Below are 14,004 nucleotides of genomic sequence, written 5' to 3' on the forward strand. Positions count from 1 at the left end.
GCGACGGGCCGTCCGACACGGGCCCCGGGGCACTCGGTGTGGTGCGGGTGGGTGTCGGAGCCGTGTCGGTCGAGGCCGCTCCCGCGCGGGAACGGCCCGCGCGGGAGGAGTGGGACGCCGCAGTGCGGGCGCTGCGGAGCCTCCCGGCCGGTGCCAGTGTGCTGCTGGCCTGCCACGTCAACCCCGACGGCGACGCGCTCGGCAGCATGCTCGGGGTCGGGCTCGGGCTGCGGTACATCACCGGCGAGCTCGGCATCTCGCGGCTGGAGGCGACGTTCCCCGGCCCGCTGGAGCTGCCGCCGCCGTTCGACCGGCTGCCCGGGGTCGAGCTGCTGGTGCCGGCCGGAGCTGCCGACCCGGCGCCCGACGCGATGATCGTCTTCGACGCGGCGAGCATCGAGCGGCTCGGGGAGCTCGCCGGGCGGCTGCGCACGACGCCGGTCGGGATCGTGGTCGACCACCATGCGTCCAACCCCGGCTTCGGCGGCATCAACCTGGTCGATCCCGGCGCCGCCGCCACGTCGGTGCTGGCCGAGGGGTTGTTGCGCCGGCTGGCCGTGCCACTCGATGCGCAGATCGCCGAATGCCTCTACGTCGCCCTGGCCACCGACACCGGGTCGTTCAAGTTCGCCTCGACCACGCCCGCCGTCCACGAGTTCGCGGCGCGGCTCATCGCGACCGGGATCCCCGTGGGGGACGTGTCGCGGCGGCTGTTCGACACGCGACCGGTGGGCGCCGTGCGGCTGTTCGGCGTCGCGCTGGCGCGCACGGCATTCGAGCGGGACGGCGCCGGTGGGCTCGGGCTCGCCTGGACGTACCTGACACTCGACGACCTCGCCGAGCACGGTCAACCACCCGCAGCGGTCGAGGCGCTGATCGACGCCGTGCGGTGCGTGGAAGAGGCCGACGTCGCGTGTGTCGTCAAGCCGGTGCGGCCGGACGAGTGGTCGGTCTCCCTGCGCAGCAAGGGCGGCGTGGACGTGAGTCGCGTGGCCGTGGAGCTCGGCGGGGGAGGGCACCGGTTCGCGGCGGGGTTCAGCGCCCGCGGCAGCGTCGCCGGCATCATCGCGTCGATCCGCGACCGCCTGCGGGCATCAGGGTGAACTCCGGGCCAATATCCGGGCGATTACCGCTGGCCGGGCGGCAGTTGGTGCGGCGACAATCGATGGATGGACCGACCCGAGCTGGTAGCGGAGGTCGACCGGGCCTGGGCCCGCCCGGTTGTGCTCACACCCGTGTTCGCCCTGATCTCGCTGGTGGGTGGGGCGTTGCCGTCCTTCTCGCTCCGCGCCAACCTGCTCGTGCTGGGTGTCGGCGGCGCGCTGTTCTGGCTCGGCATGTCGGCGGCCGTGCCGAGGCGCCCGACGCCGGTCCGGCTTCCCCGCTCGGCGGCCTGGTGGCTGGTGCCGCTGCTGCTCTTCGCGGTCGTCGAAGGCATCACATTCCTGATCGGTTCCCGGGCCTATCCCACGCTCTCCAGACTCGCTGACCCCCTGCTGGAGCACTATCTCGCCCGCGCCGCCGCCTACTTCGGCTGGCTGTGGGCCTTCTGGGCGATGATTCGCCGATGACCGCGGGGCAGGTGCTCATCGCCGCGACGTTCGCGGTCGCGCTGGGGCTGTTCGGTGCGGTGGAGTTCCTCGCCCGCCGTGAGGGGTCGAAGGTGCCGACGCTCGGCGAGGTGTGCGGGGTCGTCATGCGATACCGGGTCGGCCCGCTACCGGTGGGCCGGATCGCGATGTTCGGCTTCTGGTGGTGGCTCGGCTGGCACTTCCTGGCGCGTTGAACAGCCCGCCGGGGTTGTCCGCGCGGAGGGCGTGGCCGGGTGCCACTTCCGCGTTGACCTCGGGGTTTGGCCTCCCAAATATCGGGATGGCGTCGCACATCGTGGACCTGAACGATAACTTAGTCGCTATGCGCAACGTACGAATTCTTCGCTGCCCGCCCCGGGGCGACCGCTTCTGACAGCGGATCCCGGTGGTGGGGTGAACGGCCCATGCAGCAGCCGCCGGAAGCGAGGATCACGTGCGCACCACATCACATGTCAGGCCGACACCACCCGCGTCGGTCTCCTCCGCGTGCGTTCGCGCGGGTGCCGGTGATCCCGGCGCATCCGTCGACACACAACTCGTCAACTCTGTGCCGCGAGGCTCCGGGCCCCGCCCGCAGCGCACCAAGGAGACCGCGATCATGCCTGAGCAGCCCAAACCGCAGCCGAAGCCCCAGGAGCCGACCGCCGACACCCGCGAGCGTGCCCGTGCGGCCGTGCAGATGTCGATGGATCGCCGGGGCTGACACCCGCGCGCGACACAATCTTCGGGAAGCCCGGACGCCCGTCGTGACGTCAGGGCTTCCCGAAGATTGTGCCGACCGGGATTGGTAAGTAGCCGAACCGGGCTACCATCCTTACTCTGGGGCGGTGACCCCGACCGCGGCCAACCCCGCCACGATGAGGAGGGTCGTCGCCCTCGCCGTCCCCGCGCTCGTGGTGCTCGCCGCCGAGCCGCTCTACGTGCTGGTGGACACGGCGGTGGTCGGCCATCTCGGCCGCACGCAGCTCGCCGCCCTCGCCATCGGCGGCTCGGTGATGTCGCTCGCCGTCTGGCTCGGCACCGTCCTCGCCTACGGCACCACCGGCCGCGCCGCCCGCAGGTTCGGCGCCGGTCAGCGCGCCGCCGCCGTCGAGGAGGGCGTGCAGGCCACCTGGCTGGCGCTCGCCGGCGGGACGACCATCCTGCTCGTGCTCGAGCTGATCGCGGGCCCGCTGGCCAGGGCGCTCGCCGGTGGTGCGGGCGCGGTCGCCGACAACGCCGAGACCTGGCTGCGTGTCGCGGCCCTCGGCGCGCCCGGGCTGATGCTCGGCACGGCCGGCAACGGCTGGATGCGCGGCGTCCAGGACACCCGCCGCCCGCTCTACTTCGTGCTCGGCGCCAACGCCCTGTCCGCGGTCCTCTGCCCGATCCTCGTGTACCCGGCCGGGCTCGGCCTCGTCGGCTCGGCGGTCGCCAACGTCACCGCGCAGACGCTCGTCGGCCTGCTGTTCGTGCGCGCCCTGGTCACCGAGAAGGTGCCGCTGGCGCCCCGGCCCGCCGTCATCGGCCGTCAGCTCGTGCTCGGCCGTGATCTGCTGCTGCGCGGCGCCGCGTTCCAGGCCTGCTTCCTGTCCGCGTCGGCGGTCGCCGCCCGTTTCGGCGAGGCCGCGCTCGCTGCGCACCAGATCGCCGTTCAGATGTTCTTCTTCACCGCCCTGGCGCTCGACGCCGTCGCCATCGCGGCGCAGTCCCTGGTCGGCGCGGCGCTCGGCGGCGAACGGGTCGCCGAGGCCAAGCACCTGGCCCGCCGGATCAGCCTCGCCGGACTGGTCTCGGGGATCGGGTTCGCGGTGGTCGTGGCCGCGGCCCTCCTCGTCGTCCGCCCGTGGTTCGGTGCCGATGAGGAGGTGTACGGCCAGGCGCGGCTCGCCTGGTGGTTCTTCGTCGCCATGATGCCCGCGGCCGGCGTGGTCTTCGCGCTCGACGGGGTGTTCCTCGGCGCGGGCGACGTCCGGTACCTTCGCAATCTCACGCTGATCTCCGCCCTGGGCGGCTTCCTGCCCGGCATCTGGCTGGCCTATCTGCTGGATTTCGGCCTCCGCGGGGTCTGGGCCGCGTTGACGTTGTTCATCGCGCTCCGGCTGGCCGGTCTGCTGTTCCGGCTGTCCGGCGACGCCTGGGCGGTGGCGGGTGCGGATCGCGGATGACCGGTCGGCCAGGGCGCGCCCGTCCGGTCCGGCGCGGTCACTAGGCTTTCGGCTGTGGTGGACAAGGCAGTGGCGAAGAAGGCGCCGGCACGGAGCGGGCTCGTGGTCGTGGACAAGCCGGGCGGGATGACCTCGCACGACGTGGTGTCCCGGATGCGCCGGCTGGCACGGACGCGACGGGTCGGGCACGGCGGCACGCTCGACCCGATGGCCACCGGCGTGCTGATCATCGGTGTGGAGAAGGCGACCCGCCTGCTCACGTATGTCATCGGCAGCACGAAGGAGTACCGCGCGACGATCCGCCTCGGCCAGGCCACCGTCACCGACGACGCCGAGGGTGACGTTGTGTCCACAATGGATGCCAGCGGGCTCACCGACGGCGACCTGCACGCCGGGCTGGCGCCGCTGCGGGGCGAGATCCTCCAGGTGCCGAGCGCGGTGTCGGCGATCAAGGTCGACGGTGTGCGGTCGTACCACCGGGTGCGCGCCGGTGCGGAGGTCGCGCTCGAGGCGCGCCCGGTCACCGTGTCCCGCCTCGACGTGCTGGGCATCCGCCGCGAGGGCGAGGTGGTCGACGTCGACGTCGACGTGGCCTGCTCGTCGGGCACCTACATCCGGGCGCTGGCCCGCGACCTCGGTGCCGCGCTCGGCGTCGGCGGCCACCTGACCGCACTGCGGCGCACCGCGGTCGGCGCGTTCACCCTCGCCGAGGCGGCGACGCTCGACGAGTTGGCCGAGCGGGACGACCCGGTGACGCTGCCGCTGCCGGCGGCCGCCGACCGCTGCTTCGCCCGGCGGGACGCGACCCCGGACGAGGCGAAGACACTGTCGCACGGCGGTCCGCTCGCCCCGGCCGGCATCGAGGGACCGTATGCGGTGTTCGCTCCCGACGGCACGGTGCTCGCCATCGTGAGCGAGCGCGGTGGCAAGGCGCGGCCGGAGATCGTGCTGGTGCCGTAGCTACCGGGTGTGCGGGCGCGGGCCGGTGCCGGCACGGGTCGCGCGGGCGTGGAGGCCGGCCAGCCGCTCCACGGTGAAGTCGGCACCCGGCACCGTCCGCAGGTCCGCGACGTGGCTGCCGGCCGCCTTGCCCGCCGGTACACCTGCCGGAGCATCCTCGACGGTCAGCATGGCCGCCGCCGTGAGGGTGGCCCTCCGGGTGTGGCTCGGCGCACTCGATCTCCGAGATCGTCACCAGCCCGTTCAGCGCGCCGCGGGTCGCCACGACGCCCGCGACGTCGGCGTCGACCGGTGCCCGTCCATGTCGAACGACACCGGGGAGACGTCCGCCATGTCGGCATCCTGCCCCGGCGCTAGGCTCGGTGGCATGCAGCGGTGGCGGGGAACACAAGCGGCGCCCGGGGGATGGGGACGGGCGGTCGCCACGATCGGTGTCTTCGACGGCGTCCACCGGGGACATCAGCAGATCATCGGGCACGCGGTGAAGCGGGCCGGGGAGTTGGGTGTGCGGTCGGTCGTGCTGACGTTCGACCCGCATCCGGCGGAGGTGGTCCGCCCGGGTTCGCACCCGGCGGTCCTCACGGAGCCCTCGCGCAAGGCCGAGCTGATCGAGGCGCTCGGCGTCGACGTGCTGTGCGTGATCCCCTTCACGGTGGAGTATTCGCGACTGTCGCCCGAGGCGTTCGTCCACGACGCGCTGGTGGAGCACCTCCACACGGCGCTGATCGTGGTGGGGGAGAACTTCCGGTTCGGCCACAAGGCGGCCGGGGACGTCGAGCTGCTGCGCCGGCTCGGGCGGACCTTCGGGTTCGGGGTCGAGGGAGCGCAGCTCGTCGCGGACGAGGGCACGGTGTTCTCCTCGACGTACATCCGCTCCTGCGTCGACGCGGGTGACGTCGTGGCGGCGGCCCGCGCGCTCGGTCGGCCGCATCGGCTGGAGGGCGTGGTGATCCGTGGCGATCAGCGCGGTCGCGAGCTGGGCTTCCCGACCGCCAACCTCCTCACCCCGCCCAACGCCGCGGTGCCCGCCGACGGCATCTACGCGGCGTGGCTGATCCGTGACCGGGACGGGGTGGCGCTGCCGACGGCCGTGTCGATCGGCACCAATCCGACCTTCGCCGGCAAGGAGCGCCGGGTCGAGGCGTTCGTGCTGGACTTCGAGGGCGACCTGTACGGCGAACGGGTGAGTCTCGACTTCGTGGATCGGCTGCGTGAGCAGCGCACATACACCGGGGTGGAGCCCTTGATCGCGCAGATCGACGAGGACGTCGCGCAGACCAGACAGGTGCTCGGCAGATAGGTCTGTTAGCCTTGGATTGACGCCGGGTGACCGGCGGGGGTCAGGCTGCCTGCACGACGCCGCGGGTGCCGCGACCTTGCACCGTTTCCGCAGACCCAGCATTAAGGGAGAACATGGCGCTCGATTCTGCGCAGAAGACCGAGATCATCACGAAGTACGCGACGGTCGAGGGTGACACCGGTTCGCCCGAGGTCCAGGTCGCGATGCTGACGAAGCGGATCGCGGATCTGACCGAACACCTCAAGCAGCACAAGCACGACCACCACAGCCGGCGCGGCCTGCTGCTGCTGGTCGGCCGTCGCCGCCGCCTGCTCAACTACCTGCAGCGCAGCGACATCAACCGCTACCGATCGCTGATCGAGCGGCTCGGATTGCGCCGATAGCTACCCATCGGACGGGGGAGTGGCGACATTCGCCGCTCCCCCGTCCGGTAATGACACACTGAAATGGAGAGCCCGCCGAGCGAGTCGGCGCACCGGTCTCCGGTAGTGGCTTCCGGGATAGCGACCCGTGAGCTTCGATCGAAGACCGGCCGCAGACAGCTCCGCCAGGGCGAACCACGACCTGAAGGAGTATTGGAACACCATGACCGAGCAGAGCACTCTCGGTACTCACACCAGCACTGCGATCATCGACAACGGCTCGTTCGGCACCCGGGAGATCACGTTCTCCACGGGTCGTCTGGCGCGTCAGGCGGCGGGCTCGGCCCTCGCCCGGCTCGGTGAGACCGTCGTGCTGTCGGCCACCACGGCCGGCAAGCAGCCGAAGGAACAGTTCGACTTCTTCCCGCTGACGGTCGACGTCGAAGAGCGCATGTACGCGGCCGGTCGCATCCCCGGCTCGTTCTTCCGCCGCGAGGGCCGGCCCAGTGAGGACGCGGTCCTCACCTGCCGTCTCATCGACCGGCCGCTCCGGCCGAGCTTCGTCAAGGGCCTGCGCAACGAGGTGCAGGTCGTCGAGACGGTGCTCGCGCTGGACCCGGCCCACCCGTACGACGTCGTCGCGATCAACGCCGCGTCGCTGTCGACCAAGCTGTCCGGCCTGCCGTTCTCCGGCCCGATCGGCGCCACCCGCATGGCCCACGTCGACGGGCAATGGGTGGCGTTCCCGACGGTCGAGGAGCTCGGCCGCGCCACCTTCGACATGGTCGTCGCCGGCCGGGCCCTGCCCGACGGCGATGTCGCGATCATGATGGTGGAGGCCGAGGCCACGGAGCACACCGTGGGCCTCGTCGCCGCCGGCGCCACGGCGCCGACCGAGGAGGTCGTCGCCAGCGGCCTGGAGGCGTCCAAGCCCGCCATCCGCGAGCTGTGCCGGGCCCAGTCCGAGCTGGCGGCCGTCGCCGCCAAGCCGGTGCAGGAGTTCCCGGTCTTCCTCGACTACCAACCGGACGCCTACGAGGCCGTCGCCGCCGCGGTGAAGGACGAGGTCTCCGAGGCCCTGCGGATCGCCTCGAAGGCGGAGCGCGAGGAGGCCCTCGACCGGATCAAGGAGGCCGCCTTCCAGCGGCTCGCCGCCGACTTCGAGGGGCGCGAGAAGGAGATCGGCGCCGCCCTGCGGTCGCTGACCAAGAACGAGGTCCGGGCGCGGGTCCTGCGCGACCAGGTCCGCATCGACGGCCGCGGCCCGCGCGACATCCGGCCGCTGACCGCCGAGGTGCAGGTGCTGCCACGCGTCCACGGTTCGGCGCTGTTCGAGCGGGGCGAGACGCAGATCCTCGGCGTCACCACCCTGAACATGCTGCGCATGGAGCAGACGCTCGACACGCTGGCGCCGGAGAAGTCCAAGCGCTACATGCACAACTACAACTTCCCGCCGTATTCGACCGGTGAGACCGGCCGGGTGGGCGCGCCGAAGCGGCGCGAGATCGGCCACGGCGCGCTTGCCGAGCGGGCCCTGATCCCGGTGCTGCCGGCACGTGAGGAGTTCCCCTACGCGATCCGTCAGGTGTCCGAGGCCCTCGGCTCCAACGGCTCGACCAGCATGGGCTCGGTCTGCGCCTCGACCATGGCGCTGCTGTCCGCCGGTGTGCCGCTCAAGGCGCCGGTCGCCGGCATCGCGATGGGCCTGATCTCGGACGAGGTCGACGGCAAGACGCAGTTCGTGACGCTGACCGACATCCTGGGCGCGGAGGACGCGTTCGGCGACATGGACTTCAAGGTCGCCGGCACGCGTGACTTCGTGACCGCGCTGCAGTTGGACACCAAGCTCGACGGCATCCCGTCGGACGTGCTGGCCGGCGCCCTGCAGCAGGCCCACGACGCGCGCCACGTCATCCTCGACGTGATGGCCGAGGCGATCGAGTCGCCGGCCGGCATGAGCCAGTACGCACCGCGTGTCACCACGGTCCGCATCCCGGTCGACAAGATCGGCATGGTCATCGGCCCCAAGGGCCAGACCATCAACGCGATCCAGGACGAGACCGGCGCCGAGATCAGCATCGAGGACGACGGCACGATCTACGTCGGCGCGACCGACGGCCCGTCGGCCGATGCCGCCGTGGAGCGGATCAACGCGATCGCCAACCCGACGATGCCGAAGGTCGGCGACAAGTTCCTCGGCACGGTGGTGAAGACGGCCGCGTTCGGCGCGTTCATCTCGCTGCTGCCGGGCCGCGACGGCCTGCTGCACATCTCCAAGGTGGGCAACGGCAAGCGCGTCGAGAAGGTCGAGGACTTCCTCAACGTCGGCGACAAGGTCGAGGTCCAGATCGCGGACATCGACAACCGCGGCAAGATCTACCTGGACAAGGTGCTCGCCGAGGGTGAGGCGCCGGCCACGCCCGCGCCGTCCGAGGGTGGCGAGCGCCCGCCGGCCCGCGACCGGGGCGACCGCGGTCCCCGCGGCCGTGACCGGGGCGACCGGGGCCCGCGTCAGTCCTCCTCGGCGCCCTCCTCGTCGGAGGAAGGGTCGTCGCCGGAAGAGGGCGGCGAGGGCGGCGAGGGCGGCGAGTTCCGTCGTCGGCGGAACCGGCACAGCTAACCCATGGCGAGCCGGGCGCTGACCCAGACGTTGGCTGACGACCCGTTGGGCGGCACGGTACGGCGTACCGTGCTGCCCAACGGGCTGCGCATCCTGACCGAATCCATTCCGGCGATGCGCAGCGTGTCGTTCGGCGTCTGGGTCGGCATCGGTTCGCGGGACGAGACGCCCGCACTGTCGGGCGTCTCGCACTTCCTGGAGCACCTGCTCTTCAAGGGCACCAAACGGCGCTCGGCGCTGGACATCTCCGCGCAGATCGAGGCCGTCGGCGGCGAGACCAACGCGTTCACCGCCAAGGAGTACACGTGCTACTACGCGCGTGTGCTCGACGCCGACCTGCCCCTGGCGATCGACGTGGTGTGCGACCTGGTGACCGAGTCGGTGCTGGCCGAGGCCGACGTCGAGACCGAGCGCGGCGTGATCCTCGAAGAGATCGCCATGCACGACGACGAGCCGGGTGACGAGGTCCACGACGTCTTCACCGAGGCCGTCTACGGCCAACACCCGCTCGGCCGGCAGATCTCCGGCACCGTCGCCAGTATCTCCGCCCTGAGCCGCAAGCAGATCGACGGCTTCTACCACCGGCGATACCTGCCCTCCGCGATGGTCGTGGCCGCGGCCGGCAACCTCGACCACGCCAAGGTCGTCAGGGACGTGCGCGCCGCCTTCGACCGGGCCGGGCTGTCCGACCCGGCGGACCCGATGGCGCGCCGTGCCCGCACGACCCGGGTGCCGTCCCGCTTCGGCCAGGTCGTGGTGCGCACCAAAGACACCGAGCAGGCGCACCTCGTGCTCGGCTGCCTGGGCTATCCGCGCCAGCACGACAACCGCTGGGCCGTCGGCGCGCTCAACAACGTGCTCGGCGGCGGCATGTCCAGCCGGCTGTTCCAGCAGATCCGCGAGCAGCGCGGCCTCGCCTACTCGGTCTACTCCTTCACCTCGCAGTACAGCGACACCGGTCTCTTCGGCGTCTACGCCGGTTGCGCGCCGGGCAAGGTCGAGGAGGTCCTCGACATCACCCGGGAAGAGCTCGCCCGCGTCGCCGCCGCCGGCGTCACCGACGCCGAGGTCGAGCGGGGCAAAGGCATGCTCAAGGGCGCCGTGGTCCTCGGTCTCGAGGACACCGGCTCCCGGATGAGCCGCCTGGGCAAGGGTGAGCTGCTGTACGACGAACTGCTGTCGGTCGACGAGATCCTGCGCCGGGTCGACGAGGTCACCCCAGAGATGGTCCGGCAGGTGGCGGCGGACCTGCTGGCGCGGCCCATGTCACTGGCCGTGATCGGCGAGTTCGACGGTCAGGACCTCGCCGGGGCACTCGGCTAGCGGGTTCGTGGGCGTGGGATAGGTTGTGCCGCGTGAGCGATGAGGTTGAGCCGATCCGGGTCGGCGTGCTGGGCGCACGCGGCCGTATGGGCACCGAGGCGTGCCGTGCCGTCAATGCCAGCGAGGACCTGGAACTGGTCGCGATGGTCGACGACGGCGACTGGCTGTTCAACGTGTCGGACGCCGGCGCCGACGTGGTTGTCGACTTCACCACCCCCGACGCGGTGATGGACAACCTGCACTGGTGCATCGACCAGAACATCAACGTGGTCGTGGGCACCTCGGGCTTCACCGCCGCGCGGCTCGACCGGGTGCGGAGCTGGCTGAGCCACAAGCCCGGCCTCGGGGTCATCATCGTGCCCAATTTCGCCATCGGCGCGGTGCTCATGATGGAATTCGCCGCCCGGGCGGCACGCTTCTTCGAGTCGGCCGAGATCGTCGAGATGCATCACCCGCAGAAGGTCGACGCGCCGAGCGGCACGGCCATGCGCACGGCCCAGATGATCGCGGAGGCCCGCGCGGCCGCCGGCCTGGGCCCGGTCCCCGACGCGACGAAGGACGAGATGGCGGGTGCCCGCGGCGGCGACGTCGACGGCATCAAGGTCCACTCACTGCGCGCCACCGGGCTCGTCGCCCACCAGGAGGTCCTTTTCGGCGCAGTCGGCGAGACGCTGACCATCCGCCACGACTCCTACGACCGCAAGTCCTTCATGCCAGGGGTGCTCCTGGCGGTCCGTGAGGTTGTGAAGCGCCCCGGCCTGACGGTCGGCCTGGGAGCGTTGCTCGGCTGAGTTCGCTGGTTTGTCAGGGCCCGCCCGTGGTTCAGGCGGGTCTTTGCTCACTCCGGTTTGTCAGGGCCCGCGCCCGTGGTTCAGGCGGGCCTTTGCTCACTCCGGCGACCTCCGCGGCCGCCGTCCGGCTCCCGCCTCGTCGCCCGCCACGTCCGCGGCGTGGCGGGCGACGGGCTGCGGCTCACAGGTCAGGGAGCCCCGGCGGCGCGTTCCGTGCCGCTCGATCTCATGATCATGGGAAAGATGTGGCTGTCGGGGTAGCCACATCTTTCCCATGATCATGAGATCGAGCGGTGTGGCGGCGGATTGCGCCGGAATGCGCGCCGATCGGCACGCCTCGGCGGCGAAACCTCCGACCGATTCACCCGAATTGTCGGCCTTGGCCGGGTTGGCTAGGGGCTGTTGGGCTTGGCTCGCGGCCTTGTATCGGGGGTGGCTGGATGTTTCCCACGATCAAGAAGCCCTGCCGGGCCGGTCGCGGAGCGCGGCCCGGCGTTGTGGCCCGGCGTTGTGGCCCGGCGTTGTGGCCCGGCCGGCGCTGCGGTCCCGGCACCGCTTGACCTGTCTTGAGTGCCGTCGATGTCCCGCAGAACCGCCGCGGTCGAGCCGGTATGCGCGGGAGTGGGTTATCCTGTGACGGACACGCTGTGTGACGGCGTTATGTCCGATTGGTGGTGTCCACATACTGGGATCCGAAGGACCCGATTGGGGCGCAACAGGGTTACACCCCGGTAACGACAGGGGGTTCCAAGGGATCCAGGGCGACGTGCCAACGGATCTGCGGAACGAGCAGATCGTCAACGTCGAGTGACCGGCTGACTCCGTCCGGGGCCCATCCGGCACCCTCGAGAAACCGACGCGTAACAGAGTCGTCGGCAAACGTCCAGGCGAGAGCTGTCGTAAACCCGTCAGTACGCCATAAATCGACACTAGCCGCCAACAATCGACTGCCGTGTCCGCGCCGGCCCCACCGCGGCTCGACCAGCAGGTCAGTGATCGCCGCCGTGTCCTCCAACGCCTTGTCAAGGCCTCTGTGATCTTCGTCTGGCGCGAGTGCGGTGTCATCAGCCGGACCTGACGCCACGAAACCGACGACATATGATGACGCAGGTCCGGCGTCGGGCGACTCGCGTTGTTCGCTCGCGACCAGGACCCGGTGTTGCGGTGACGGTGGTTCGGCGATTGCCTCCCGCCACCTTCGGGTAATCCAGTCCTCGTCCAACTGGTCGAGGATGTGTTTGGGCAGCAGTCGTCGATAGGCGACCCGCCAGGTCGTGAGTTGGATGCGCGTGATCTCGACGACGTCGTCGAGTCGCGCCGGTCGGACGAACCCGAGCGTCATGTGTCAGCAGCCTACGGTTTTTGTGTGAAGGGCCACGTGGCGGGGTAGCGCCGGGACGTCACAGTTGAACCCGGGCCACCGTTGAGACAGCAGGTTTAGCCAGCGAGTGAGTGGAGGGCAGCACAAGTGGCGGAGCGAGGACGAGTCGCCGTGTTGACGGCCGTCCGGCCCAAGCTCCGGCCCGCCGTCAAGAAGGTGCTCATCGTCGCGGCCTTCTGGGCCGTGGTCGGGGCCTTCCTGTCGGTGGCAGCCGCGAGAAACGGGTATTTCGACCTCAAGGTCTATTACGGCGCGATGGACTACTGGGTCAACCGCGGTGGCGACATCTACGACTACCTGGTTCCCGGCACGCCGTACGGCTTCACATATCCGCCGTTCGCGGCGGCGCTCATGACGCCGATGGCCTACATCGGCTGGCATACCGCCATCACCGTCAGCGTCGTGATGAATGTGCTCGCCCTGCTGGCGATCCTCACCTGGATCGTCGGCCCGGTCATCAAGCGCCAGGGCTGGCAGTTCTGGTTCGCGATGGCGCTCGCCTTCGGCCTCGTCGCCGCGTTCGAGCCGGTCCGTGAGACCGTCAACTTCGGCCAGGTCAACATCCTGCTGCTCTTCCTGGTCGTCGGCGACGTGCTCCTGCTGGTCCGCGGCGGCAGCCGCCTGGGCGGCATCGGCATCGGCCTGGCGACCGCCATCAAGCTCACCCCCGGCGTCTTCATCATCTACCTGCTGGTCACCCGTCGCTGGCGCGCCGCCGCGGTCTCGGCCGCGACCGCCGCGGCGGCCACCTGGGTCGCCGCGACGTTCGCCCCTGACGCCTCGCGTGTGTTCTGGACCGACGCGATGTGGAACACCGACCGCGTCGGCTCGCCGAGCTTCGTGTCCAACCAGGCGCTCAGCGGCCTGGTGTCCCGACTGTTCAACCCCGACCCGATGAAGCCGCTGTGGCTGCTGCTCGTCCTCATCACGCTCGTGGTGTGGGCGTGGCGGGCGCGTCGCGCGATCAAGGCTCGGGACGAGCTCGCCGGCTTGGCGCTGACCGGTCTGATGGGCTGCATGGTGAGCCCGATTAGCTGGATCCACCACCTGGTCTGGGTGCTGCCTTCGATGGCGGTCCTGTTCGACTACGCGACCGACAAGTCGATCGACCCGCGGCGCCGCCGCAACCTCGCGATCTTCGGCGGCTTCGCGTACCTGCTGCTGTGCAGCCGCACGCCGTGGGCGTTCCACGAGAAGTTCGACGGGCTCGGCCTCATCGGCGGCAACGCGTACATCCTGCTGATGATCGGCCTGCTGATCGGCCTGCCGATCCGGGAGCCCGCCGACGCGAGCACCGGCCCGGCCCGTTCAGCGGACCCCGGCCACTCCACCGGCCCGGCCGTCGAGGACGTGCCGGACCTCGTCGAGATCGACCGGCGGGTCCGTGCGGCGTTCGACGCGAAGGACGCCGGAGCGGCCGTCGGGGGCAAGCCCGGCGACGGCGTAGCACCGTCGCGCCCACTCGTCGGCGCTTAGCGCCTGTTGCCTAGCTGGGGCGGGCCCCAGCTAGGCAACAGCTCACCGGGTC

13 protein-coding genes are annotated in these 14,004 nt (G+C 70.7%); 11 read left to right on the plus strand and 2 right to left on the minus strand.

What is annotated here, in order from left to right:
- The first annotated feature begins 62 nt into the window (after positions 1–62).
- The 5 genes from Drose_RS08405 to truB all read left to right on the plus strand — a co-directional run bounded on the left by Drose_RS08405 (position 63) and on the right by truB (position 4,699).
- Positions 63–1,103 (plus strand): DHH family phosphoesterase, encoded by a 1,041-nt coding sequence (locus tag Drose_RS08405; RefSeq protein WP_390891419.1) that lies wholly within the window; start codon positions 63–65, stop codon positions 1,101–1,103.
- Positions 1,104–1,169: 66 nt separating this feature from the next.
- Positions 1,170–1,571: a hypothetical protein gene (locus tag Drose_RS08410; RefSeq protein WP_260727609.1), complete on the plus strand. Its 402-nt coding sequence runs from the start codon at positions 1,170–1,172 to the stop codon at positions 1,569–1,571.
- On the plus strand, positions 1,568–1,786 hold the full coding sequence (locus Drose_RS08415) for a DUF6186 family protein (RefSeq protein WP_260727610.1): 219 nt from the start codon (positions 1,568–1,570) through the stop codon (positions 1,784–1,786). Before Drose_RS08410 ends, Drose_RS08415 begins: the two co-directional genes overlap by 4 nt.
- A gap of 663 nt (positions 1,787–2,449) precedes the next feature.
- A complete protein-coding gene (locus tag Drose_RS08420) occupies positions 2,450–3,739 on the plus strand; it encodes an MATE family efflux transporter (RefSeq protein WP_260729653.1) in 1,290 nt (429 codons plus the stop codon).
- A 126-nt stretch (positions 3,740–3,865) separates the two neighbouring features.
- Positions 3,866–4,699, plus strand: a complete 834-nt coding sequence (gene truB / locus Drose_RS08425) for a tRNA pseudouridine(55) synthase TruB (protein WP_260729654.1) — start codon at positions 3,866–3,868, stop codon at positions 4,697–4,699.
- On the opposite strand, the gene Drose_RS08430 is transcribed toward truB, so the two are convergent.
- Entirely contained in the window at positions 4,700–4,870 is a 171-nt protein-coding gene (locus Drose_RS08430) for a hypothetical protein (RefSeq protein WP_260727611.1), read from the minus strand.
- Positions 4,871–5,066: 196 nt separating this feature from the next.
- Here Drose_RS08430 and Drose_RS08435 point away from each other — a divergent pair, with 196 nt between their 5' ends.
- From Drose_RS08435 to dapB, 5 genes are all read left to right on the plus strand, one after another.
- On the plus strand, positions 5,067–5,999 hold the full coding sequence (locus tag Drose_RS08435) for a bifunctional riboflavin kinase/FAD synthetase (protein ID WP_260727612.1): 933 nt from the start codon (positions 5,067–5,069) through the stop codon (positions 5,997–5,999).
- Positions 6,000–6,112: 113 nt separating this feature from the next.
- Entirely contained in the window at positions 6,113–6,382 is a 270-nt protein-coding gene (rpsO, locus tag Drose_RS08440) for a 30S ribosomal protein S15 (protein WP_260727613.1), read from the plus strand.
- Between the two features lie 202 nt (positions 6,383–6,584).
- On the plus strand, positions 6,585–8,981 hold the full coding sequence (locus Drose_RS08445) for a polyribonucleotide nucleotidyltransferase (RefSeq protein ID WP_260727614.1): 2,397 nt from the start codon (positions 6,585–6,587) through the stop codon (positions 8,979–8,981).
- 3 nt (positions 8,982–8,984) lie between these two features.
- Positions 8,985–10,304, plus strand: coding sequence for a M16 family metallopeptidase (locus tag Drose_RS08450; RefSeq protein ID WP_260727615.1), 1,320 nt, complete (start codon positions 8,985–8,987; stop codon positions 10,302–10,304).
- An 86-nt stretch (positions 10,305–10,390) separates the two neighbouring features.
- The gene (dapB, locus tag Drose_RS08455; RefSeq protein WP_260729655.1) at positions 10,391–11,095 is read left to right on the plus strand and encodes a 4-hydroxy-tetrahydrodipicolinate reductase; all 705 of its coding nucleotides are present in this window, start codon (positions 10,391–10,393) and stop codon (positions 11,093–11,095) included.
- 721 nt (positions 11,096–11,816) lie between these two features.
- Here the strand turns inward: dapB and Drose_RS08460 are convergent.
- On the minus strand, positions 11,817–12,437 hold the full coding sequence (locus Drose_RS08460) for a GNAT family N-acetyltransferase (RefSeq protein ID WP_260727616.1): 621 nt from the start codon (positions 12,435–12,437) through the stop codon (positions 11,817–11,819).
- 150 nt (positions 12,438–12,587) lie between these two features.
- Here Drose_RS08460 and Drose_RS08465 point away from each other — a divergent pair, with 150 nt between their 5' ends.
- Positions 12,588–13,952: a glycosyltransferase 87 family protein gene (locus Drose_RS08465; protein WP_260727617.1), complete on the plus strand. Its 1,365-nt coding sequence runs from the start codon at positions 12,588–12,590 to the stop codon at positions 13,950–13,952.
- Positions 13,953–14,004 lie beyond the last annotated feature (52 nt).

It is taken from the genome of Dactylosporangium roseum (assembly GCF_025264685.1).
Taxonomy (GTDB): domain Bacteria; phylum Actinomycetota; class Actinomycetes; order Mycobacteriales; family Micromonosporaceae; genus Dactylosporangium; species Dactylosporangium roseum.